At 37.1% G+C, this 24,592-nt stretch carries 17 protein-coding genes; 7 read left to right on the top strand and 10 right to left on the bottom strand.

Going from position 1 to position 24,592, the window contains the following annotated elements; translation table 11 throughout:
- Both AB7E63_RS09535 and fumC read right to left on the bottom strand, forming a co-directional pair.
- The coding region (locus AB7E63_RS09535) for a hypothetical protein (RefSeq protein ID WP_428419345.1) at positions 1–237 on the bottom strand (237 nt) is incomplete at its 3' end.
- 360 nt (positions 238–597) lie between these two features.
- Complete coding sequence (fumC, locus tag AB7E63_RS09530) at positions 598–1,989, bottom strand: class II fumarate hydratase (protein ID WP_006341537.1); 1,392 nt, start codon at positions 1,987–1,989, stop codon at positions 598–600.
- A gap of 200 nt (positions 1,990–2,189) precedes the next feature.
- On the opposite strand from fumC, the gene AB7E63_RS09525 reads away from it, so the two are divergent.
- Positions 2,190–2,750, top strand: coding sequence for an outer membrane beta-barrel protein (locus AB7E63_RS09525; RefSeq protein WP_006341538.1), 561 nt, complete (start codon positions 2,190–2,192; stop codon positions 2,748–2,750).
- A gap of 40 nt (positions 2,751–2,790) precedes the next feature.
- Here the strand turns inward: AB7E63_RS09525 and AB7E63_RS09520 are convergent, their stop codons facing one another.
- From AB7E63_RS09520 to AB7E63_RS09505, 4 genes are all read right to left on the bottom strand, one after another.
- Complete coding sequence (locus tag AB7E63_RS09520; RefSeq protein WP_006341540.1) at positions 2,791–3,465, bottom strand: zinc-ribbon domain-containing protein; 675 nt, start codon at positions 3,463–3,465, stop codon at positions 2,791–2,793.
- A 69-nt stretch (positions 3,466–3,534) separates the two neighbouring features.
- A complete protein-coding gene (locus AB7E63_RS09515; RefSeq protein WP_006341541.1) occupies positions 3,535–4,563 on the bottom strand; it encodes a cupin domain-containing protein in 1,029 nt (342 codons plus the stop codon).
- Positions 4,564–4,582: 19 nt separating this feature from the next.
- Positions 4,583–5,092 (bottom strand): disulfide bond formation protein B, encoded by a 510-nt coding sequence (locus tag AB7E63_RS09510; protein ID WP_006341542.1) that lies wholly within the window; start codon positions 5,090–5,092, stop codon positions 4,583–4,585.
- Between the two features lie 7 nt (positions 5,093–5,099).
- On the bottom strand, positions 5,100–5,255 hold the full coding sequence (locus tag AB7E63_RS09505) for a hypothetical protein (RefSeq protein ID WP_006341543.1): 156 nt from the start codon (positions 5,253–5,255) through the stop codon (positions 5,100–5,102).
- Positions 5,256–5,437: 182 nt separating this feature from the next.
- On the opposite strand from AB7E63_RS09505, the gene AB7E63_RS09500 reads away from it, so the two are divergent.
- The 3 genes from AB7E63_RS09500 (at position 5,438) to AB7E63_RS09490 (ending at position 10,368) form a co-directional block, all read left to right on the top strand.
- Entirely contained in the window at positions 5,438–6,517 is a 1,080-nt protein-coding gene (locus AB7E63_RS09500) for a serine hydrolase (protein WP_006341544.1), read from the top strand.
- Between the two features lie 113 nt (positions 6,518–6,630).
- Positions 6,631–8,442, top strand: coding sequence for a hypothetical protein (locus tag AB7E63_RS09495; RefSeq protein ID WP_006341545.1), 1,812 nt, complete (start codon positions 6,631–6,633; stop codon positions 8,440–8,442).
- Between the two features lie 153 nt (positions 8,443–8,595).
- The gene (locus AB7E63_RS09490; RefSeq protein ID WP_006341546.1) at positions 8,596–10,368 is read left to right on the top strand and encodes a hypothetical protein; all 1,773 of its coding nucleotides are present in this window, start codon (positions 8,596–8,598) and stop codon (positions 10,366–10,368) included.
- Positions 10,369–10,446: 78 nt separating this feature from the next.
- Here AB7E63_RS09490 and AB7E63_RS09485 read toward each other — a convergent pair whose 3' ends face one another.
- Positions 10,447–10,992: a hypothetical protein gene (locus AB7E63_RS09485; protein WP_100067519.1), complete on the bottom strand. Its 546-nt coding sequence runs from the start codon at positions 10,990–10,992 to the stop codon at positions 10,447–10,449.
- 396 nt (positions 10,993–11,388) lie between these two features.
- On the opposite strand from AB7E63_RS09485, the gene AB7E63_RS09480 reads away from it, so the two are divergent.
- Both AB7E63_RS09480 and AB7E63_RS09475 read left to right on the top strand, forming a co-directional pair.
- A complete protein-coding gene (locus AB7E63_RS09480) occupies positions 11,389–15,843 on the top strand; it encodes an ankyrin repeat domain-containing protein (RefSeq protein ID WP_428419341.1) in 4,455 nt (1,484 codons plus the stop codon).
- Between the two features lie 175 nt (positions 15,844–16,018).
- On the top strand, positions 16,019–19,441 hold the full coding sequence (locus AB7E63_RS09475) for an ankyrin repeat domain-containing protein (protein WP_428419339.1): 3,423 nt from the start codon (positions 16,019–16,021) through the stop codon (positions 19,439–19,441).
- A gap of 34 nt (positions 19,442–19,475) precedes the next feature.
- Here AB7E63_RS09475 and AB7E63_RS09470 read toward each other — a convergent pair whose 3' ends face one another.
- Positions 19,476–21,983: a glycogen/starch/alpha-glucan phosphorylase gene (locus AB7E63_RS09470; RefSeq protein WP_428419338.1), complete on the bottom strand. Its 2,508-nt coding sequence runs from the start codon at positions 21,981–21,983 to the stop codon at positions 19,476–19,478.
- Between the two features lie 164 nt (positions 21,984–22,147).
- On the opposite strand from AB7E63_RS09470, the gene AB7E63_RS09465 reads away from it, so the two are divergent.
- On the top strand, positions 22,148–23,470 hold the full coding sequence (locus AB7E63_RS09465; RefSeq protein WP_152618842.1) for a 7-dehydrocholesterol reductase: 1,323 nt from the start codon (positions 22,148–22,150) through the stop codon (positions 23,468–23,470).
- 100 nt (positions 23,471–23,570) lie between these two features.
- Here AB7E63_RS09465 and AB7E63_RS09460 read toward each other — a convergent pair whose 3' ends face one another.
- The gene (locus AB7E63_RS09460) at positions 23,571–23,780 is read right to left on the bottom strand and encodes a YgaP family membrane protein (protein WP_036746279.1); all 210 of its coding nucleotides are present in this window, start codon (positions 23,778–23,780) and stop codon (positions 23,571–23,573) included.
- Entirely contained in the window at positions 23,773–24,258 is a 486-nt protein-coding gene (locus AB7E63_RS09455) for a DUF6790 family protein (protein ID WP_284452824.1), read from the bottom strand. The genes AB7E63_RS09460 and AB7E63_RS09455 overlap by 8 nt, the downstream gene beginning before the upstream one ends.
- Positions 24,259–24,592: the final 334 nt, after the last annotated feature.

The following is a 24,592-nucleotide window of genomic DNA, read 5'->3' as shown; positions in this document are numbered from 1 at the left end:
CACAAAATCCATATCGTGTTGCACAAAATCGCCTGTGACCACATTCACCATCCCCGCAACGATTCCACTCGGCAGGCCTAAAAGGTTGGCAAAAGAAATGCGGCCATCACTGTCATCCGTCGTTGAGTGGGGAATTTTAACCACTTCGTTTGAGGGTTCAGGCGTGAGATCTTCTTCTGCCATTAAGGGGCTAAGGAGCAAAATTAGGCTGGCTAGTAGATTTAGAAAAGATCTCATGTCACTCTCTTCAAAATAAAAATGAATAAAACAGGGGTTACATTAAAATTGAAAATAGTAACCAACATTTTCTCTATTTTCTCCAAATTTATTTATTTGACCATGAATTTTATTCATGCAAATCAATCAAATCGAGAGCTGTTTTTATGAATAACACAATATTTTTTGGGGAGAATGGTTTGCAAGCAATGCTGAAGATTGTTTTTTTGGAAAAATACGAAATTCTTTTTGCTACATAACAATAGCATTGAAAATTTGTCTGTACTTAAGAGAACGTCTTACTTAGTTAGACGTTCTTTTTCCCATTCAGACAAATCATTCGAACGCATGTCCACCTACCCGTTGTTTTAGTACAACTACTTAGAGATGAGGTGCGATCATTTTTTTTGGATCGACAACTTGATCAAATTCTTCAGCTGTCACAAAACCTAAGGCCAAACAGGCTTCTTTTAGAGTTGTGTTTTCTACAAAAGCTTTGTGCGCTGCTTGAGCGGCTTTGTCATAACCTATTTTAGGTGTTAAGGCTGTTACTAGCATTAAGGAACGATCCAGCAATTCTTTTATCCGTTCTTTATTCGGTTTAAGTCCATCAATGAGGTATTTGGTAAAGGATCTGCAGGAATCAGAGATCAAATGAATCGCATTGACAAAATTGTAAATAATCATGGGCTTAAATACATTTAGTTCAAAATTTCCCATTGCTCCCGCCATGGTAATGGCATGGTCATAAGCCATCACTTGAATGGCCACCATTGTCATCGCTTCACACTGTGTGGGATTCACCTTGCCTGGCATAATAGAAGATCCGGGTTCATTTTCTGGCAAAGAAATTTCCTGCAAACCACACCGAGGACCTGAAGCCATCCACCGAATATCATTGGCTATTTTATAAAGGGTTGAAGCTAAAGTTTTAAGTGCACCACTAGCAAAAACAAGCGCATCGTGAGAGGCTAAAGCAGCAAATTTGTTTGGAGCTGAAACAAAAGGCAAAAGCGTTTCCTCAGCAATTTTTTTTGCTGCTAATTCTGCAAATTGGGGATGAGAATTCAAGCCGGTTCCAACTGCCGTTCCTCCCAAGGCTAAGCGGTAGAGTGATGACAAAGTCGCTTCTATGTTGGCTAAATTATCATCTAGTTGCGCAATATACCCGGAAAATTCCTGGGTTAAAGATAGCGGAGTGGCATCCATTAAATGGGTGCGCCCAATTTTGATAATATCCTGAAATGTTTCACTTTTTTTTGCCAAGGCATCACGCATGTGCTTCACTGTAGGTAACAACCGGTGTGTGATTTCTTCGACTGCAGCAATATGCATAGCGGTTGGATAGGTGTCGTTAGAGGATTGACTCATATTGACGTCATCATTCGGATGAATCGGCTTTTTACTGCCAATGACGCCTCCCGCTAATTCAATGGCTCTATTGGATATAACCTCGTTCATATTCATATTCGTTTGCGTGCCACTACCCGTTTGCCAAATTCGCAAAGGAAAATGAAGATGGAGCTTTCCAGTAATCACTTCATCTGCAGCTTGAATAATCCATTTACCTTTTTCTTTAGATAACTTGCCTAACTCCATATTAGTCAATGCAGCCGCTTTTTTGATTATGGCGAGAGCTCGGATAACACATTGGGGAGTAATTTCATGTCCAATATTAAAAAAAATCAATGACCGCGCGGTTTGGGCCCCGTAATAAGCCTCTTGCGGAACTTTCATTTCACCCATGCTGTCAGTTTCGATACGATGTGCCATTTAAAACCTCTATTCATTGTGACTACCCTATCCTTAGGATTTATTAGACTTAAATGAAGATGTCAATGAATTTGTTCCTGTAGGTTTTCGGATAAAAAGCTTTTTAGTTGAATTTGTCTATCTGCTTAATTACAATGCTAGTTTTTGCTTCCGCGCTCTTTTGATAGAGGCACATAACGAACTTTTTGGAGATCAATATCATGTTAAAAAACATGCGACTATTCCTTGCGCTTTTAGTCCTTCCCCTCGCACTCTCTGCATCAGAAGGCTATTATGGGGGGCTCTTTGGCGGGGTCAATTTTCTACATAAATCACATACCCATAATCATTTAAAATATGACGATGGTTACGCCATTTCGCTAGTGGGAGGCTGTGCTTTTTTTGATGCTTTCCGTGCAGAAGTAGAAGGCAGCTATCACCGAAATAATTTGAAAAGTGTTCGCTTTGGAGATGAAAAGTTTTCTTGTGGACATGCCCGCAGCTACTGTGTTATGGGCAATTTTTTTTATGACCTTTATTTAGGATGTTTAATAAATCCTTATGTAGGCTTTGGTGTGGGTGTTGAAGCAACCCATTTTGTTATTTCAGCTTCTAGACATCGCTTTAAGCATACAAGATCTGGATGCGCGCGTCAGGTTATTTTAGGGCTAACTTATCCCATATGCCAACATGTGGAAGCATCGATCGATTATAAATTCAGACGAGGTGTTCGTCATACACTTTCCCAATCGGTCTGTGTCGGAATTAGACAGTTTTTTTAAAAAGAAAGCCCCATTTGGGGGCTTTCATTTTTCAGAAAAATTAACCGATATTATAGACTTCTTCAATAGGGTATTCCGAGAATACTGATTTCGAAACAACTTTTTCTTCATAAAACTTCTCTTCTACTTGATTTTTTTGAATACTACGCTCGACAGTTTCTAAACTGTTACGTGCATCTCGACGACTACCATAGCTATACTTCCACTCTTGTAGTACAAGCATATCCCCTTCAACTTGAGAAACATAGCATACCATATAAGGATAGTCGCCCAGATCATCCGCTTTAAGCACTAACAATACATTAGCAGCTGGGTTTTCAAGATACATTTCAATCGCTTTCTTCATTTGCTGACTTGCGTAAAGGTAGCAGGCATAAAAAATTACGATAGCCAACACCACAAGAGCTTGAAAAATTTTGGGATAAAGAGGTTCTTTGGCACTTTTAATGACCGCGTTCAGCTTACTTTGAATGGTTTCTTCTGACTCTCCCCGTGCCATTTGCTGCTTAACAAACTCAACTCCTTCAACTTCCTGCTTGCAACTAGGGCACATGACATGCGCTTTGCGAAAAAAAGGGATTAACGGAATCCAAAAGAGAGAAAAATAATTCTTATAAACATCGATTTGCTGCTGGGCATGATTACAGTTGGAACAGGCGATTGGCAAAGTGTGTGATACAAGATGAATCGGATTGACTCCATAAACGATATACATAGGCAAAACCTCTTTTTAATTAAAAAATAGATTTAGCCTATATAAATACACAATTTGTGGAAAGTTTTTTTATCCACCCCCACCAACAACGAGTAAATCATGTTGGTATTTAGGCAGTTTGTCAAAATAAGAAACCGAGACATTAAATAATGCGGCCAAAATATCGTTAGAATAGGCTCCTAAAACTCCCGAAAGACCAATATCCGAAGGATAGGCATGATTAAAAAAAATGGCAAATTTTGCCTGTTCAACACCCGTGTTTTCAATGTGATGCAAATAGCCACGTGGCAAGAAGCTAATATCTCCCGCTTGCATATCAAAAGTCTCTTGAGATCCATCTGGCGAAAGCAGTGTAATGCGCGCTGAGCCACTGATTAAACAATTAAGTTCCGCAGCATTCGGGTGCCAGTGGGGCTCTCTTGCGCCATTTTGTTCTAGGCAAACGCTATAAACAGCAAGGTTTTTTAATTCAGGAAAGAAAAAACCGTTGCTCATTTTGACCCATCCTCCTGCCGCATGAACTTGAGGGGGAGCAGCTTCTAAATCCATCTTATGAGAATTTGTTACATAAGAAAGCTCATCTTTTGAAACATGCTCTTCTTTGACAATGAAGCCACTTTTTTCCGCTTTTTTAATATCCGAAAAAAATTGTGCATCAAGCTCACATGTGGCTCCTAAAATATGATTGGGCATCACTTGAATCGATTTTGACAACTCCAGGTCCTCTGGCATCGCATGATCAAAACATAAAAGAGCTTTAAAATCCTGATCTCCAATATTTTCAATGTGATGAATATATCCTCTAGGAACATACACGATATCTCCAGATTCAATACTAAAGGTATCATGTCCGGCTCCAGGACTGAATATGGTCATGAGGGCCTTTCCATCGATACAATAACTCAACTCATCTGCATTGGGATGCCAGTGCGGTTCCCGAAAAGCCTTCGGATGCAAAATTAAACAAGATAGAGACATTCCCTGCAAAGCCGGGAAATTATCGTGACGCGCATCGATTCTATATCCACCAGCCGAAGATTTTTGAGGACTTACTGATCCCAAAGGAAATACATGAGAATAACTTGTGACCGTAACCATATGACCCCTAGATTTAATTTTATTCGCAAACGCCCCATCCACATTGCAGATAGGTAGTCAATATATTCGCAAGAGAGATAGCCAACGTTAATCCCAAGGCTAACTTGGAAAACCATTCTTGATTCAAGGGTACCTGTTCACTCTTATCTGGGCGATACAAAAAGAGAATTAAACTGATGGCACAGACAGCACAGGCAAAAACGATGAATGACCACGTGTACAAACTTAATCCTAAGACAGGTAATCCAAAAGTTGAAAAGCCGGGACAAACATGTAGAGAAATTTGTCTAAGAGCCACAAAACCCCCAAATAAACAGCTTAGCAAGGATAACGCATAATGGCTCATGCGTACTCCAAAAAATAGATTTAAAAGTAATCCAGCAGCCACGCTAATCATTCCAAGTCTTTGAAGCAGACATAAAGGGCAGGGTTCTTCGTGCCAAAAAAATTGAACAAAGTAAGCTGATAGGAGAACTCCACACAAAATCAAAACAACCAGAGCATTGAGGCCTCTTTCCCATATTTGCATGTATTCCTCACCAGTTAATTTTTAATGTATCAGTTGCTAAATGCCAAAGCATTAACAAAGATAAAAATATTCCCAAGATGATAAAACTAATTGCCAAAATCCTTTGTTTTAAAGCGATAGCCCCTAAAGCAATCGAATAGAATAAAAACAATCCCGCCATCATAAACTATCCTTACAAGTTTTAGAACAGCCCTTTAAAAAGATTTATAAGTTTTTCTTCACCCTATCCAAGGACTCAAAAAAAATCAAAAAAAACTTATATTAACAAATTGATAAAATGCTATAGAGATAGAAAACGAAACCTGTTTAACAATCGCAAATGTTTGATTGAAAAGGGCTAAAAACATGTGCCATATTTTCTTTTATACTTTTTTATTTCTGCTAGCGTCATTTGTTCAAGCTGAAAATAGTAAGCAAGATCCGGCACTCATCATCGAGCAAACCATCCAAAAGTACATGCAAGAAAAACAGATTCCAGGAATGGCTATCGCACTTTATTACAATCAAAAACCTTATTTCTTTAATTTTGGATTTGCCGATGATCTTTCCAATCAATCAGTGACTTCTGATACATTATTCGAAATTGCTTCCCTCACAAAAGTCTTTACTTCAACTGCGTTGGCTATCCAAATTTTAAAAAGTAAAATGCGCCTCTCCGATCCCGTCATCAAATACCTCCCAAACGTTCAAAAGCGTTTACAAGGGATTGGAAAAGTCACACTTTTGCAACTCGCTACCCACACTTCAGGACTTCCACGAATTCCTCCTCGCCTTCCTCCCCATCGAGGAAAAAAATATCACAAGAATTCCGTCCTCCATTTTTTAAGCGAATGGCAGCCCGACCGGCCGCCTGGAGAACACTATTCCTATTCTAATCTAGGCTATGGTGTACTTGGATATGCGATAGCAGATGTTGAGAACAAACATTATGGAGATTCAATCAAAGAACACATTCTTGAACCCTTGTTTATGAAATCGACCTTTCTTATTGTTCCCCATGCTTACCAAGAGCTTTATGCTCAAGGCTATACAAAAGAAGGCAATCTTGCGGAAAGATCGTCTGTAAATGCCTGGCCTGCTGGCTGCGCTCTCCGTTCAACATCTAGGGACCTGCTAAAATTTTTGATGGCAAGCCTTGGCATTGAAGGCCCACAAGAGCTCATGCAAGCGATGGAGTTGACTCAAAAAAGCTTTTTTAAAATCAATGATCAGCTATCGATTGGATTAGGCTGGCAAAAATACACCACAGACAAACTTCTTTTTGTCGATAAAAACGGACAAGTTCCCGGTTTTTCAAGTTATATCGGCCTCTTACCTAATCAAAAAATAGGAATTGTCCTGCTCGCCAATAAAGGAAAGACCCAAATTACCAAGACGGGACGTGACCTCTTGGAACGTCTTTTTGAAGCATCCCAGATGAAATAAGTTCTTCAAGCTAAAACTTGCTTTATTAAGTGGTTTTAATTAAAATTTCCACTAAATTTTTCTAACAAAAATAAAGAATACCCTAAGGTTTTTAGTTTTTTATGAACACGATAATGACAACTAAAAATTGGAGTGATATCACCCCATTTAAATCGATTATTTTACAAGGCAAAAACTATCATCTCTACAGAGTGAAAGTACTCGTTAATGATGATAACCACACGATTTCACTTGTTTCGTTAAATATCTTTCAAAGACTCTTTTATATATTTTCAAACAAATTTCTTCCGCAAAAATTCAGCAAGATCCGCGCTTTATCTACATCCGAAGCCATACGTAAAATCAATGAGACAGCTAGAAAATTCACAATATATGGAGCTGCTGCTGCCTCTTCTAATGCTAAAGCAAAGCGACCGGCTTTAAATAAAAAAATTGACTTTCCAAAACTTTCTGAAAAAAAACAATTTGAATTTTTAACTGAAGATTTAACTGCTCTAGGTTCTCTCAAAAGTATGGATGATATAAAAAAGTTAGCACTTCTTATCGAAACATACGCGTTAGATAGAGAATTACAACGAAAAGCTTTTTCTAACATCGAGCCCTTCACAACCAGGTTGAATTCTGGTCGATTAACATCATTCTCAGAATCTAACCAAATAAGAGCAGTTCTCAGATGGATGGTGATGAATGAAAAAATCGTCGCTTATGACGATTTTGGCCAATATTGGTTGTTCTACACTTCATCAGACCATGTTCCCGAACTACATGGGGATTATGAGCGAGTTACAAAAGAGAAACTTTGCGAACTCCTTCGATATATCCAAACACCCCAAGTTGCCCTTTCTCCCAAACCAGGATTTTCCAAAAATCAACATGCTCTTTTTAATGATCTTTTACGATGTTTGGATAACGCCCGACGTAAGAACATTTTTCGCGAATACAAAACAGCTAGTTTTGCTCTCAGATCACTATTTGATTTCAGACAACGATCAGAAAAAGAAGACAACGAAGTTTTAGATTATTTACTTGAAACAAATACCATTCATGGATGGACATGTGCCCATGAACAAAAGATATTCTTTCAATTATCCTCTCAAGGTCGTTTACCAAAAGATGTGAAAGATGAAACTTGGAATTTAACATGGCGGAACAAAACCACGCTCCAAAAAGAACAAGATTTTATAAGGAATCGCACCCCGATTTCATTAAATCTTTTTTTTGGCAACAAAGAACAACAAGAGTTTGCCGAATCTATTGTTAAACAAATAAATACCCGCTCGTATTATCATGCTATAGTAGAATGTAAATTACTTCCTGCTGAAATTGAAGTTTTAGAAATTTTAAAAAACAACCACCTTATTTTTACATACGAATGTTCAAATCCTCTTACGTTGGTTTTTGCAACCGAAGAAGATTTGCATGAGGATTTTCGCACCAACCATAAGGTTGTGATTCCCCCAAAATGTTTCAGAGAGTCAAAACTAAACACTGCCGAAAAAAGCGAGGCTAAGGAAATTATTAAAAAGTTAAACTTACGCCAAACTCATGCAAAAGAAGTATGGAAACCCACATTACCTCATGATTCTTTCGAAAAAGTCCTTACGTTTTTAAATAAGAAAGCGCATTTACATAAAGTTTTTGAGGTTGATGGAACTTATCATTTTTTTCCAAAATTAAGGGATTTGGTTAACTATTTATTAAAAGAAACGACGATAAAAGAAAATAATTCTAATTTCGTTGGCCTAGCACAGTTAGCTCGAAATTTGGCTTTTTATCCGATTTTTGACTGGAAAGGTTTAGAACATGATGACCAAACATTTGAGATTCTTAACATTTTAAAAAGAGAACGCTTCATTCAATCATTTGAACGGACAAAAAATTCCGATCCTTCAGAGAAAGATACATTCCGCATCTCGCAACAATAAACTCCCACTCGATTTTCCAAAATACGGGAATGATCATAATCAAAAAATAACTTTGATATGATTGACTATATTCCCACCCCCCTTTTATGATGACCTTTCATTTGCACGATACCCTGACATTACTTTTACACCTTCATTATCACAGAGTTACAAATGAAAATTATCGGAACAGGCTCCTTTCAAGAAGTCGTGGAATCAAATATCGAAAAAATCCAAAAAGGCAAATGGTATAGTAACCAGCGCTTTAAAGTTGTCCAAAATCTATCTAACTCTGATCAATTTTCTGTTGTGAAAATACATATTTTTCAAAGATTTTTGATCAAAATTCCCTTTTTCCGATCTCTGGTCACAAAAAAAATGCCCGGCAAAGTCACATTTTTATCCTCTTCCCAAATCAAGCAAAGAATGCATTTTAAAGGTCACTCCTTTAAAAATTTAAAGAATGCAGAAAAATTGCAAGTTGTCATTGCTGGATTAGATGGAGAACTTCGCAATCAATTGAATTCCATTAACGATCTTAAATCCCTGAGTTCTCAGTTAAATATTTTTCTAAAAAATACGACTCATCAAAAAACACTATACCAGAATGCTTCTTCCGACTTATTCATTCTAAATCCTTCCGAAATTAAATTTTCCATGGACCTGGCAGAAGCTGTTCTTCGTTGGATGGTATTAAACCATTACATCGTGGGTTTTGATCGACAACCACATCTCTTTGCAATTTACAAAACGGACTCCGCTCATTCTCCCTCAGCTCTTATGCATGAGCAATCCATTATGAACATTTACGCTCACATGAAACAAATGGAGAACCTCCAGGCAAAATCTGATTTTTCTAAAGAGCAAAAAGTATTCTTTGAACAACTTTATGATGAAGTCAGACTCCTTCACTATCAAAATTTTCTCTCTAAAAAAGATCAAGTTACAGAACTAAAAATCTCGCATGAATTTTATTCTAAAGACCAAGCTCAGGTTTTCGATTACTTCGTTGAAAGTAATTGCATGCATGCCTGGTTAAGTAAAGAGGTCTTTTATATCAAACTAACGGCATCTGCCCATATCCCCCCTCAATTTGAAGAAGAGGTTTGGGGTTGTAAATGGCGCGATTTAAGACTTATTCAAATGGAAAAAAAAATTGGGAGAAATCCCAAAACGTTAAGCAAAAATCTTATATTCGATGAAGACCACATCATTTATGCTCAAAGAATCTTAAAAAAAATCAATCAGCGCAAACAAATCGGGGTGATTACATGGGTTGTCGGTCATCAAACGAATGCTATTATGCTTAAAAATGTTTTAAACCAATTGAAAGATGCAAAAATCATTCATCACTATTCGAAAAAAGATTTTATATTTTACATCTTTGCGGAACAGGAAGATCAGATTATCCATTTTCAAACAAAACACTTTTTAAAAATTTTCCCCAAGGATATTCGCGAATCTAAACTAAATTTTGATGAGCAAAAACAGCTTCAACAACTAATTACACAACTCAATCAACGCACTGGACCAGGTGAAGTAGAGTGGTCTGGATCAGCTAACGTCATTGCCTTTCTAAATGCATATGGAATTAAGACACAAACTGTTGAGGACAAATACCTCATTTTTAGAAATAAATGTGACCTTGTTTCTAAATTTAGAAAGGAAAATAGCGTTTCATGGAATTCTGATCTCTTAAATGAGATCGCGCTGAATAAAGAACCCTACATTTCAGGACTTAAAGACTTGGTGAGTTGTTTAAATGCGCGAAAGAAGTCGGGCCCCATTAGATGGAAGGGGTTAGAAAATAACTTATCTGACACTGTAGATTTATTAAGCAAACTTGTCTCAAAGGATTTGATCTATAAATTTTCTTGGAAGGATGATTTAGATATTCCTCTTGACTATATAACGATCATACATAAAAAATCGGATCTATTTGCATAAAGCAAAAGGGCCAGATTCACGTTGTTGTTTTCACAAAAGCGTAAGTCTGGCCCTAAATCTAAGCACTAACTGCCGATTTTAGTATTGGCTACCGCAGCAAGATGCAGGAGCTGGAGTAGTTACAGTTGTAGGAGCTGGTGCAGGTGGAACTGGGTTTCTATTGCAAATACGTTTGTAATAGTATTTTGGTACATATTTGCATTCACGATCGCAAACATAACGAGGAACTTGTCTTGTTTCTGTTGTGCAATAGTATTGTGGAACATAACGTACACAATCTACTTGGTAGTATTGAGGTACATATCTGCAGCATGTTTTTTGATAAGTTTCAGGAACTTGTCTGCAACGTTGAACTTGATAGCTCTGTGTATCCCATTCGCAACGATATTTGTTGCAATAGCGTGGTTCGTATTTTACGAATAAGCAGTAGCAATCGCCAACAGCATATTCTCCACACGCACCAGCTTCTCCGCCTTCTCCACCTTGAGGAGCTGCGAAAGAAGATCCGCCTTCAAATCCACCAGATGCAGGAACTCCACATCCGCTTGGACCACATTGAGCATATCCACTATTAAATACAAACGCACAAAGTGCAAAGAAAAGTATTAAAGATAGTTTTTTCATAGCCATTCTCCTTAATAAAAAGGTTAAAGACTTGTGAGAAGTCCTCATCGACAACTCACTTATTATAGAAAGCGACCTTCTTATGTTTCGACCCCCAAGGGATCGTTGCATATGAATTTGCTTTCTTGACTTCAAATTCTTACTTTTTAGAATTAATTTCAATTACTTTTTTTAAACGTTTTAAATAAGTAATTCCTTTTCAATAGTTTTCGATTAAATATTTTTTTAAAAAAATAAAACAAATACAAAAACTAAATTAAACTCAAAAACAACACGATCACAAACTAAAAAACTAAAACTTAATAAATTAACTTCTTATAAAATCAAATTATCCATAAAATAATTAATTTACAAACAACAAACTCAAATAAACTTTAAAATTTAATAAGGGAAGGCATGAATCAAGGTGAAAGATTTTCGCACACTATTGACACAATGATTTCTCAACCAGTGAACATACTCTGCGATGAGGAGTATTTGATCTTAGAAAAAAATGCTGGGAAAATCAAGCATTCGTGCAACAAGCAACTATTTCAAATTATATTCAACTACATCAGTCACAACAAAATATTTTTAAAAAATAAAAATTTAATAAAAACCGAACAGATTAGAAACAAACTAATCAAAATATTTTCTCCAAAAAAATCCCTACAAATAAAAATCTCTCATTTGTTCGATCGCTTAATTGCAGAAACTCAAATAAATCCATTTGGTTCTCAAAAAAATTTATCTTCTCCTCCAATAGTTTTAATTAAAGTAGCCTCTACAGCAAAAAATTTAGATGAATTTAAAACGAATGTCTATCTCGTCATTAACAACTATCCCCGCTTCCAATTTGGAGAAGATCTCGCCATTTACGATACAGCTTTTGGAAACTTCCCAAAAAAGAGAAATCCTCAAAAAGTTTTTGCAAAACTTTTAAAAAATTTTGAACATTTTTTTGCACCTACAGAAATTGAATTAAGTAAAAAGAATCTCAGGGAACTTGTTCACCTTCAAAAAACCTGCATCCAGCTCATGAAACCCTCTATTCCCGTTCAAATGGGAGTGATCATTGAAACCAGTGCAATTGGAACGACTAATCAAGCAATGTTAAACCATGTCAAAGAATTCATTATCAAAGAAAAGCCCGTCATCATTAATCGCTACCTTTTAAAAGTACATGAAAGCTCCTTAAGCGAGCTTAAGGTGGATTTCTACATACAAATAGATGGTTCTCTAGGTGTCATTCTTCCTCAGGGACATCGCTTAGAAAATTCAGGTTTTTCTAGCACACGTTTAGAAAAAGTAGCTTTTGATAAGGCTAAAAGCTCTATTCTACTCACACATCATATTGTTGATGACCTTAAAAAAATATTGATCCACTCAAATGCCAATGGCAACTTTGCACGCTTAATCACTTTTTGTGGACACGGCTATCATCCCATTCCTTATCAAAATGATAGCACAGGTATTATTGCAGGCCTTCCTATAGCTGAATTTCAAAAAGCGATACAAAAATTAAACCCTACTTTTCTTATAGTAGAAAGTTGCTTTGTAGGAGGTAAAAATATACATCAAATCCATTTTCCTGATCAGACAATCCGCTGTCCAATCGTTGTCCGTTCTCTTTTCGAAACCGTTACGATATCAACACCACAAGACCGTTTCGCAACATCTTTCTTGCAAGAAGTAGAAACACTCTTGTTTGACAGCAGTCTTGGCCCCCTACCTAGGCAACTTCGAAAAAAAGATATTTATCGCTTAATGTCATCTTTTCCTAAGCAAGGATTGCAAAATTTGCCACAAATTCTTTTTCCTTCCAAAAATAAACACATTCCAAAAGTTTCCTACCCTATATTTGCAAAGGGTGAAGTCGTTGATTTAAATAAAAAAGAGATTCCTAAAGAAAATGCGCGGATTTATCTTTTTTCCAAACCGATCTTTGACGATATTTTAACTGTTGAAGGGAATTCTCCAATTGCATTTCTTTCAACCGGAGATACTTCTCAACATTTAATTAAAGCTATAAATGCGCCTGAAATAGAGCTAGAAGCCTTGGCAGATAATACATTTAACATCTGGTCTAAGCTAAAAGATAGTGAGCCAGCTTCAAAAGCTTTTTATATTGCAAAAATGACATGTAAGGTTTACCACGAATCGAAAATCGTTTTTCAAATTTTAATCAAAAAATTACCGAATGTTCGAGAAGTCATCTTTAGGATAGAGGGCGAAGAAGATTTCCGTCGTATAAAATTTACAAAGCCTAAAAATGCAAAGGATAATTGGAAAAAAAATCATCCCGATGACAGCTTAAATTATGCCAAAGCTCTCTATGAATATTATTGGACCGCAATGGAAACAAAATCCTCAGAACAATCTTTGTGTGCAGCGACCTTAGGAAGACAAGGTGAAGGAGATTTTATAGATGCATTGAAAAATATGTTTTGGGGTGATCAAGAACTTCCAGAAATTGATTTATTTTCCTCTATTTTACAATATCCTAAGCTCTCAAGTGTCTCTAATGTCTGCTATGCATATGACTCTGATAAGAAGAAAGCTATTTTGCAAGAAGCCTTTGATCTAGCAAAACGTTTAAATAAATCCTTTGTCGCTCAAAAGATAGCGGCTTCCTCTCAGACACCTTTACTGAAAGCGGTTGAAAAAAATGATCTGCAAAAAGTTCAGGAAATTTTGACAAATCATCCTCAATCGGTTCATGAAATGAATCTCAATGGATCAACTGCCCTCTTTTTTGCAGCCGGCAAACCAAACATCGGAAGACTATTGATTGAGAATGGGGCGAAAATCGATTGTGAAAATCGATTTAAGATGACACCACTTCATCAAGCTGTGTTGCAAGATGATCTCGATTTGGTCACGCTTATGTTAGCAAAAGGATTAGATGTCAAAGGAGCTGGGGGAGGTATGGCTCTTGATCTTGCCATTCAAAATAACAAGACAAAGATTTGTGAAATTTTATTAGAACAACAAGCTGGAATTCATTCTTCTCGTGCCATCCTCTGGAGTGCTGCTCGTTTTTCATCTCCTCAATACATCTTTGAGCAAGTACTTGAATACCCCGAACAACTGAATTTCCGAAGTGAACCTCAAAAAAATACAGCCTTACATGCTTGTGTCTTTCTTCGGGATATTGAGAGAATTAAGCTATTAATCGAAAAAAATGCAAATCCAAATCTAAAAAACGTCGGAGAGCTATCTGCCCTACATTTTGCCGTTCTATATGGAAATGAACAAGCAATTGAAATAATCGATCTCCTCTTAAAACAACCTGTTGAAATCGATAGTCAAAGTTTAGCTGGAAATACACCATTGCATTTAGCGATCAAAAATAAAAATACTCCATTAATCAAAAAATTGATCCTTGCAGGTGCATCTCTGACCACAGAAAATAAAGACAAAGTCATGGCTTTTGATTTAATTTCTAAAGACCTTGAAATGCGCAAAATCTTATATTCCCTCGATTTTAATTTGAGTCTGCCTTCTTACCCCCCTCTTCTTTTACAAACTTTAACAAAAGGAGATTTGGAATTAATAAAAACATTTATCCAACAGGGAGCTGATCTCAATCAATATTATCTAGGCTCTCCTCTGGTTTTTCACTATTTAAAGTCGACTCAGCCGCATATACAAATCCTTCAGCTTTGTCTAGAGAAACTGGATTTAACCCAAACAGATGATCAAGGAAATACAATCTTGCATCTAGCGATGAGTTTCAATCCTGAAATCCTAAAAATGATTTTAGATGTAAATCCAACCTTAAATCAACGCAATCACAAAGACGAAACCCCCTTAATGGTTTTAGCACGCTCATCTACGAATGTGAGCATGTATCGGTTGATGCTCGATAAGGTAAACGATCTAGAAAAAGATGAAATCAATATCATTGCAAAAAAATTGGTTCAAACTGATCTCTCGCGAGAGTTTTTTCACAAATTCATTTTTTCTAGACTGACTGAAAAAGAAATGGATGCCCATCCAGCCACTTCCTTGCATCATGCAATTTTTTATCAAAATATTGAAAAAGTTGAAAAAAGGCTGCAAAGCTTTACCGCAACGACTAGCACGGATTTTTTTGGCATTCCACCCATACAAGCTGTTTTTTATTTTGCCCATGACAAACAAGAGATCCTCATTCCTATCCTGCTTCAACAATTAAGTGAATGGAATAAACCCGATTTTTTAGGTCAACTTCCTTTCCAACTTGCTCTCAGGAAAAGTCCCCAATTGACGATATATATGATCAATAGGTATGAAAATATATTGGATCTTTCTGGTATGCAAGGAGTATGTGCTTATATAGCCTCCAACGATTTAGTTAAATCGTTACTTATTGAGAAAAAGGCGGGGATTAACAAAATAAATTCCTTTCTGATGCAAGTAATTGCATCGAAAAATTTCGATCATCTAAAACAAATTTTTGAAACATATCCTCCTTTTCCGATTGATCCCCAAAACATGTTAGAAACCTCTCTTTTATATAGCGCCTTTGATTCAGATGATAAAGATGTCGTTGATCTCATTTTTTCCAAAAAACCCAATCCAAATTTCAGTTTTTGTTTTTTGGGTACTCCCCTACATCATTTAGCTAAAAGGGGGAAAAATTTGCAAAATCAACTCTACTTTACAAAACAACTCCTTGCTAATCATGCAGATATTGATTCAGTAGATGCCCAAAAAAATACACCTCTCCATCAGGCAATTGCCTTTGAAAACGTTTCCTTGGCAAAATTTCTGATCCAAAATGGAGCCTGTCCCCATATCCAAAATGCTTCTGGGCAAACTGCGATTGACATTGCAGAAGAATTTTGGCTTTTTGAACTTGTAGCACTAATGAAAGAACAGAATTGATAAAAACAGTTGTTTCTTATGAGATACAAGATTAAAAAGTCTGATTGACGCTATTCTTTTTATTTAAACTAATAAACCTTAGTTTAAACTATCCACGCACAATAAATTCACGTTCAAAACAAATCGAATTAAACAGTAAAATATTTACGCAATTAATATCTTTACAAGGATAATTATGAATTACGACTACTCCTACTACCTGAATTTGACGCTTCAACCAGAAATGACCATATCCTATGAAGGACACTGTTTAGTTCTTCAAAAATTCTCTGGGCGCTCTCTAAAAGAAATAAATCAGCAAAAACTCCTTAAGTTACTTCAAAATTTTTTTATTTTTTTACAAAGTTCAAAAACATCAGATGTCGAGAAAATTGAAAAAATAAAACTTAAATTAATCGAAAGCACCTGTTCAGATCTCTTTCTGCAGGAAAAAGTCATACGTTTATTTGACAAAGTTCTCAAAGACATCCAGAAAAGCCCCCTAACACCAACCTCTTCCTACTTTCCTATTTTATTTAAAATCGCACCTCCTAGCACGAGCTTAGAAGAGTTTATCTCTAACCTATATTTGGTTCTTAATCATTACCCACGCTTTCAATTTGGGGAAAACCTAGCGGTTTACGATACGGCATACAAAAAATTCCCTCCTAAATGGAATTGTCACAAGGTTTTTAAAAATGTGCGAAGCACATTTGAATACTTTTTTGTGACTATTGATCGAGATTTGCAAGTAAGCCCCAACAATGAACTTGCACTAAAACGGACCGAATTAAACAATCTTCAAGATTTGTTCATCGAACAAGCCAAGCCAATTAAATCAATTCAGATGGCCTTAGTCATTGAAAATAGTCCTCTTGAGAGAGTGAATAAGGCAAACTTTTATACCGTCAATGAATTTGTGCGAAACAAAAAACCTGTTATTGCCAATCGGTATCTTCTAACCGCACATAAAAAAGACTTAGAAAAGTTGAAAGCAGATATCTATATCCAACCCAATGGACCGTTGTGTGTCATCTTACCAAGTGGTGAAACACTAAAAAACTGGGGATTTACACCGGGCGATTTAAAGCTCTATCCTTTAAGTGAGGCTAAGACATCCACTATAGAGTTACATATCTCTAATGATCTACAAAAGATCCTGATGCCATCTAACGAAAAGGTTAAATTTGCGCGGCTTATTGCTTTTTGCGGACATGGCACCTATCATAAAGATGGGAAGTCCGGAATGATTGCTGGGCTATCAATTGTTGATTTCCAAAAGACATTACAAGTTTTGAATCCCGCTTTTTTAATTCTGGATAGTTGTTATGCAGGTGGCAAGAATATGCAAAAGGTTCATCTCCCAGATGGAACCATTCCATGTCCGATATTGGTTCGTTCAAGCTTTGAAAGTGTCACTTTTTCAAGTCGAAGGGATAGGTTTCTGTCTCAAGTCATTTCGCAGGTAGAAAAATATTTGTTTCGAAACATCACATACCCCCAGGTTAAACAAATCCAAAGAAATGCAATTCAGCAAATCATAGCCGCCCTTCCCAAACAAAAAATGCACAATGCTTCCCAGCTCTTATTGCCAGCCTCTCAAAAAGACATCCCCAAAGTATCTTATGGAGCCTTTAAGGAAATGACTAATGCAAGCTCACCAAAAGAGCTTGATCAGTCCTTACCCCTTATTTATTTTTTTGCGGAACCTGTAATTGAAGCTCCTTTAGCCATTACAGATTCTTCGCCCGTGACCTTCGTTTCAAAAGGCAGCACATCTCATCATTTTATAAAAGAAATCGATGCCAAAAATCAGGAATTTGAATTCCTGATTGAGCAAACTTTTAATGCTTTCAAATCAAGTAAGAGCCAATATGAACCGGCTTCAAAAGCCTTCTTTATCGCCCATATGGCTTGTAAAATTAACGGGGACCTAAAAAATCTCAATCAAATTGTGATTTATTGTGCCCCTCATAAGCGAGAGGTGTATTTCAGAGTAGACAAAGAAGTTCATTTTAACTGTTTGAAATTTGCAAAAAATATAAACAATCAGTGGGAAAAGAGATGTCTTGAAATAAACTTAACTCTGACAAATGCAATTCTTACATCCCTTCAAATTCTCGCTAAAACAAAACCGTCCGAGAAATATTTATCCTCGGTAACTGCTGGTAGGCAAAGTGATGATGATTTTTTTGAAATTTGGAAAGCAGAATTTTGGGAGAAAAAGGATGCTTTGGAGGTGGATTTATTCTACTCAATTATGCAGAACAAAGTGGTTTTCATCCCTGGTGCAAAAATGAATGAATTCTCTGAAAAAAAACAGGTCTCAACAACGACAACTCTTCATCTCGCTTTAAACTGCTTTTATAACAGTCCTGATTATACAAAAAAAATGAAGATGAAAATCCTCTATAGAGGAGTCCAATTCGCTTCTTTTTTGAAAAAAACAGATTTAATCCAAGTCATCAAAGATAGTGTAAATACCCCTTTTCTCAAAGCCGTAAAAAATGGGGATGTAAAAATGATTCAAAGAATATTAAAGAAATCTCCTCGATCTATCAATGATTTGAACTTCGATGGATTGAATGCCCTCACTTTAATCTCTGAACGGTTAGACATTGCAGAGCTATTGATCAGAAAAGGGATAAAAATGGATGTAAAAAATAAATTAGGAGAATCGACACTCCTATACACCATTACACGTAGTCATGTCCATCTTTTATCACTTATGTTGAAGCACGGACTGGATATCACTGGAGATGAGGGCGCTGCCGCCTTAATTTATGCAATGAAGGGGGGAAATAAAAAAATTTGCAGTCTATTGATTGCACATCGGGCCGGAATCGACTCTTCTCAACCCATCCTAAATTATGCCGCTCAGGATACAAAAACCAAAAGTTTTGAGAAAATTATAGAATACCCAAAAATGCAGATGTATATCCAAGAATCACTCAATATTTGTGTGTCTAATCTCGATTATTCAAAAACCAAGCTTTTGTTGGAGAAAGGAGCGAATCCAAATGTGACCCAGAAGTTGCAGCTGTATCCGTTACAATATGCGGCCGCAAAATCAGACCAGCAAAGCTTGAAAATTGTCAGTTTATTACTCAAACATCATGCATGGATAGATATTCAGGACGAAGATCTAAATACCCCTCTCCATTGGGCCTTAGTTAAGAAAAATGTTCCATTAATTATCAAATTGATACGCAATGGAGCTTCTTTAACAAAAAAAAACCTCTACGACATAACCCCTTTTGATCTGTTCCTAAAGGAAAAGGATTTGCTACACATGATTCTCGAGATGGAAAACATCGACTGGAATGCCTCAACTCAATCGGATTTTCCTCTTTTACTCGAAGTTTTTTATAAGAGCAATTTACATTTAGCAAAGTGGCTCATGAAAAAAGGAGCAGATATTGACTATCGCTACTTAGACTCTCCACTCATATTTCATTACTTAAAAAATACACCTATCTTAGATCGAAAAGTGATCCTTTTTTTTATTCAACATGCAAACTTATTTTTGCTTGATTCTAAAGGGAATACGATCTCTAACGTAGCCTCAAAGTATGCAGATGCTGGAATATGTAGCCTATTCTATAATCTAAAAAAATAATCCCATCAGAAAGAGCGGCAAATCTGTCGCTCTTTTAAGCAAATTTTTCCCGAATTTTCACAGGCTTTACATGCCAAATATCCTGACTATATTCCCGAATTGCCCTGTCTGACGAGAATTTACCCATTCTGGCAACATTTAAAATGGATGTCCGGGTCCAGAGTTTTTGATCTTGGTAGATTTCATCTACCCGATCCTGACAATCGATGTAAGATTGATAATCAGCCAGAATCATATAATTATTCTGATAAACCATCTCGTTGATCAAAGGGAGAAAGGCACTTCTATCTCCATGAGAAAAAAATCCAGATTGAATCAAATCGATGACTTCACGCAAATGTAAATTGGTTTCATAAAATTCCATGGGAGAGCATTGTTTGCTTCTTAAAGCTTCGACTTCCTCTGTATTTAAACCAAAAAGAAAAAAATTGTCTTTTCCCACTTCCTCTCGAATCTCAATATTTGCCCCATCTAAAGTGCCAATTGTGAGCGCCCCATTTAAGGCGAGCTTCATATTACTTGTTCCAGAGGCTTCCATGCCGGCCGTAGAAATTTGCTCCGAAAGATCAGCTGCCGGATAAATGCTTTGGGCATTCTTCACATTAAAATTCGGATAAAACACCACTTTCAAACGCCCTTTTACATCGGAATCTTGATTCACAACTTCCGCCACAGCATTTATAAGTTTGATCATTAATTTAGCCATCCAGTAACCAGGGGCTGCTTTTCCTCCAAAAATAAAAGTCCGTGGAGTCATTTCCAAATTGGGATTTTTTTTCAGACGATTATACAGAGTAATAATATGCAAAACATTGAGGTGTTGTCGTTTATATTCATGGATGCGTTTGACTTGTATATCAAAAAGTGTATGGGGATCGACCGCAATACCCGTGCAATCTCGAATTCGTTTGGCCAAACATTGCTTGTTCTCCAATTTCACCTGACGCCAACGCTCTTGAAATTCCGCTTGCGCGGCATACTCTTCAAGATGTTTGAGTTCATTTAAATCGGTGATCCATTTATTCCCAATTTTTTCAGTAATCAGTTGGGCCAAACCAGGATTGCTTAAAAGTAAAAATCTGCGTGGTGTCACACCATTTGTGATATTGCAAAATTTTTCAGGCCACAGCTCGACAAAATCAGATAATAGTTCCTTTTTTAACAGTTCTGTATGCAAAGCAGCTACCCCATTTACTGCATGGGAGCCAACACATGCCAAATAAGCCATGCGCACGTAACGCTCACCATGTTCATCAATTAAGGACATGCGTGTAAGACGATCTGGATCACTAGGATCGTGAATGCGTACTTTATCAAGAAAACGACGATTGATTTCATAAATGAGTTCTAAATGCCTTGGTAATAAACGTGCAAAAAGAGAGATCGCCCATTTTTCTAAAGCTTCTGGCAAAAGTGTATGATTGGTATACGCAAACGTTTTTGTTGTGGTCTCCCAGGCGATATCCCAACCAAGCAAATATTCATCGACGAGTAATCGCATGAGTTCAACAATCGCAATAGAAGGATGGGTATCATTTAATTGTGCTGTAAATGTTTCATGAAAATTCTCTAGTTTTTTCTTTCGGTATAAATGAATGCGGATCATATCCTGGAGCGAACAAGCGACAAAGAAATACTGCTGCTCGAGTCTTAATTGTTTCCCTTGCATGGCTTGATCATTTGGATAAAGCACTTTGGTAATATTTTCTGAATAGACCTTATCTTCAACAGATTTGTAATAATCCCCCGTATTAAAGGATGAAAAATCAAAAGATTTTGTCGCTTCTGCCTTCCACAAACGTAAAGGATTACAAGTATTAACCCCATATCCAAGCACAGGGATGTCAATAGGTATGCCTTTGATAACTCGATCCGCCACCCACTTGACATGATAATTTCCTTTTTCATCACGATAAGAAACTGTATAACCGCCTAATTTAACTTCTACACTAGCTTCTGGACGGCAAATTTCCCAAGGATTCCCTAAACTCAACCATTTATCAGTCTGCTCGACTTGCCATCCATCCCGAATGACTTGTTGAAACATTCCAAATTCATAATGGATCCCATATCCTATTGCAGGAAGCTCTAGAGTAGCTAATGAATCTAAGTAGCAGGCAGCGAGCCGTCCTAGTCCCCCATTCCCTAAACCTGGTTCTGGTTCAATTTCAAGGAGATCTTCTAATTTATAACCGTAAGCTTCAACCGCCTTTCTTACAGCATCTGTAATTTCCAAATTCACGACATTATTGCCTAATTGAGGACCCAGTAAATATTCGGCCGAAAAATAGCAAACAACACGGCTATCTGTTTTAACGATGGTGTCATCTGTTTCGATCAAACGGTGGAAAAGTCGATCGCTAATGCTGTAAGTAACCGCCATGTAATATTCATGCGGCGTTGGTCGTGAAGGATCTTTTCCTAATAAATAAAAAAGATTGTCTTCGAAGGCTTTTTTTAAAGATTCAACACTTAATCCAGTACGAATCGATTTATCCTGATTAACCTTCTGCTGAGAGGGCAAATCCGCTAATGTACTCATCTTATATCCTTATCATTCACATGGGGTTACCTTTTCTTTTTATGTTAGAATTATTTTTTTATTTAAATAAAAAAGAGATGCAGCTACATGTTTGTTAATAACCCAAATCGCGACCATTTCAGGCCAATGCGAGCTAACAGATAAACTAAAAGGAATTTTCGTTTATGCGCAGTACACCTACCGTTTATGACCACATGCGGACTTCATTAAAAACTCTGGTTCCTTTCTTATTGATTACGTTATGCCCTCCATCAGCGATTTTGTTTTGGTATACGAATGTGTCGCTTGACGGATCATTTGTCAATTTGTGGCAACAGATCCAGCACCAAGGATTTTTTCCTTTGCTTTACGAAGTTTGGTCCCCGTTTTTCTTTGGAACGCAAACGGCCTGGACAATCTTGGCCATTTTTGCAGCTTCGCAGCTATTCTTTATGAAAGCACTGCCTGGAAAAATCTATCAGGGTCCCATTACCCCAAAAGGAAATGTTCCCATTTATAAAGCAAACGGTCCATTTGCATACTTCTTAACCTTGACACTCTTTCTTGTTTGTTCCTATGGACTTGAATGGTTTTCACCTACAATCCTATATGACAATTTAGGACCATTGTTAGGAGCATTAAATATTTTCAGTCTATTTTTCTGCTTGTTCCTCTATATCAAAGGTTATGTAGCACCCTCTTCAAGTGATGCTGGTGCTTCTGGCAATCCGATTTTTGATTATTATTGGGGCACAGAACTTTTCCCGCGTTTACTTGGTTGGGATGTTAAGATGTTTACAAATTGCCGTTTTGGAATGATGAGCTGGCCGCTACTTCTGATTTCTTTTGCAGCCAAACAACAAGAACTCTACGGGTTAAGCGATTCAATGGTCGTAGCCGTGCTTTTACAGTTGATCTACATCACAAAATTTTTCTTTTGGGAAACAGGCTACCTGCGTTCACTTGACATTATGCACGATCGCGCCGGCTATTACATTTGCTGGGGATGTTTAGTATGGGTCCCGGGGGTTTATACCTCTCCAACTCTTTACCTTGTGAATCACCCCAACCACTTGGGCCTTCCATTAGCAGCCCTAATCTTTGCCCTCGGAGCCGTTTCTATTATGATCAATTATCTGGCAGACCGACAAAGACAAAAAGTACGTGAAAGTGATGGAAATTGCACCGTATGGGGTAAAAAGCCATTTTTGACAGTGGCCAATTACACCACAGGTGATGGAAAACAAAAGAAAAATATTCTGCTGGCTTCTGGCTGGTGGGGAATTTCGCGCCATTTTCACTACGTTCCAGAAATACTAGGAGCCTTTTTCTGGAGTGTCCCGGCTTTATTTGCAAACTTCCTACCCTATTTTTACGTTGTTTTTTTAACAATCTTATTAATAGAGCGTGCCTTCCGAGACGATCGTCGCTGTGCACTTAAATATGGCGAAGATTGGGAGACCTATTGCAAGCACGTCCCCTACAAAATTATTCCTTATATGGTCTAAGATTTGAAAAGACCAGCGAGTTTCACAAACTAGCTGGTCTATGATTTGCATGTGCAGATTTCGAATAAATAGCTTCTTCTTTCACATACACTCTAAACTCTTACCGATCTCTTTTATCCGGACTTATCGGACATGAATTTTTCCCAATAAGCTGATAATACACGCACCAACTTGCCAAGGCTTCATAAAAGCAGAACAATGCACATGCGAGGAGAATCCAGCTACTCCACCACCAGGCAAGAGCCAATAAGACAACACCAAAGGACAATCTCAATAATCGATCCGTTGTCCCGATATTTTTTTTAAACATCCTCTTTTCCCCAATGATTATAATAATAAAGCATCAAAAACCCATAGATAAGGGGAATGACTCCATCACCAAACCACACAAATGGTCCCGCATTGTAAGGAGCAACATCTCCTTTCCCCCATTGTACAAAATGTCCCCAAGCACATCCAAATAAAAAAACGACGCTTCCTAGAACAGTCGGCACCCAAAATAAAGAGGGAAACCAAGGGCTTAAAACGCCTAAAATTCCAAAAGCTAAATTCGCTACAGCGACTTCAAACTGAAAGGGATTTCCAGTAGGCCACCCAATATTACGCGCCGTTTCGTCGGGCATAAAAGTATGCGCGTAAAATCCAATTAAACCCATACACCCGATGTTAAAAAAGATAATCGATTTTAAGAGAATGGCTAACTGTTCTTTTTTTGTTGTGACTTTATCTTGAAAAATTTTTACAATCGCGTAGATAAGCGCGATCACAAATAAAAAAATTGGTAACATATCAACCTCTTTATTAATAGATTTCCAGCAAAACAGGCTTTTAATATTGAATAATTTCAAACTAGCGCCTAAGCCATTTTTTTTCTATATTTTATTTGCATTTTATAAAGAAAATATTTAGTGATTAAAATGAATCATGTTTTAGGAGATCCATATGAAATTCTTCTTTTCAATCTATGTTGCTTTAAGTGCTTACTTATGCACAGGCTTAGAGACTTTCTCTGAATTTAAAAGTTTAGTATAGTTTATGACTCCACAAGGAGTCTATTATGAACCGCAAATCTTATCCGAGCGACCTAACCAATAAAGAATGGGCTCAAATCGAACCGATACT

Origin of the sequence: Parachlamydia sp., assembly GCF_050255895.1 — a bacterium.
GTDB classification, from domain to species: domain Bacteria; phylum Chlamydiota; class Chlamydiia; order Chlamydiales; family Parachlamydiaceae; genus Parachlamydia; species Parachlamydia acanthamoebae.
This window is presented reverse-complemented; position numbering and strand designations above follow the sequence as displayed.

Bases quoted from the DNA above. Each gene is read 5' to 3' on its own strand.
- AB7E63_RS09495 (WP_006341545.1), top strand. From the start codon at position 6,631: ATGACAACTAAAAATTGGAGTGATATCACCCCATTTAAATCGATTATT.
- AB7E63_RS09500 (WP_006341544.1), top strand. From the start codon at position 5,438: ATGTGCCATATTTTCTTTTATACTTTTTTATTTCTGCTAGCGTCATTT.
- AB7E63_RS09465 (WP_152618842.1), top strand. From the start codon at position 22,148: ATGCGCAGTACACCTACCGTTTATGACCACATGCGGACTTCATTAAAA.
- fumC (WP_006341537.1), bottom strand. From the start codon at position 1,989: ATGGCACATCGTATCGAAACTGACAGCATGGGTGAAATGAAAGTTCCG.
- AB7E63_RS09490 (WP_006341546.1), top strand. From the start codon at position 8,596: ATGAAAATTATCGGAACAGGCTCCTTTCAAGAAGTCGTGGAATCAAAT.
- AB7E63_RS09520 (WP_006341540.1), bottom strand. From the start codon at position 3,465: ATGTATATCGTTTATGGAGTCAATCCGATTCATCTTGTATCACACACT.
- AB7E63_RS09510 (WP_006341542.1), bottom strand. From the start codon at position 5,092: ATGCAAATATGGGAAAGAGGCCTCAATGCTCTGGTTGTTTTGATTTTG.
- AB7E63_RS09485 (WP_100067519.1), bottom strand. From the start codon at position 10,992: ATGAAAAAACTATCTTTAATACTTTTCTTTGCACTTTGTGCGTTTGTA.
- AB7E63_RS09505 (WP_006341543.1), bottom strand. From the start codon at position 5,255: ATGATGGCGGGATTGTTTTTATTCTATTCGATTGCTTTAGGGGCTATC.
- AB7E63_RS09455 (WP_284452824.1), bottom strand. From the start codon at position 24,258: ATGTTACCAATTTTTTTATTTGTGATCGCGCTTATCTACGCGATTGTA.
- AB7E63_RS09515 (WP_006341541.1), bottom strand. From the start codon at position 4,563: ATGGTTACGGTCACAAGTTATTCTCATGTATTTCCTTTGGGATCAGTA.
- AB7E63_RS09480 (WP_428419341.1), top strand. From the start codon at position 11,389: ATGAATCAAGGTGAAAGATTTTCGCACACTATTGACACAATGATTTCT.
- AB7E63_RS09460 (WP_036746279.1), bottom strand. From the start codon at position 23,780: ATGTTTAAAAAAAATATCGGGACAACGGATCGATTATTGAGATTGTCC.
- AB7E63_RS09470 (WP_428419338.1), bottom strand. From the start codon at position 21,983: ATGAGTACATTAGCGGATTTGCCCTCTCAGCAGAAGGTTAATCAGGAT.
- AB7E63_RS09525 (WP_006341538.1), top strand. From the start codon at position 2,190: ATGTTAAAAAACATGCGACTATTCCTTGCGCTTTTAGTCCTTCCCCTC.
- AB7E63_RS09475 (WP_428419339.1), top strand. From the start codon at position 16,019: ATGAATTACGACTACTCCTACTACCTGAATTTGACGCTTCAACCAGAA.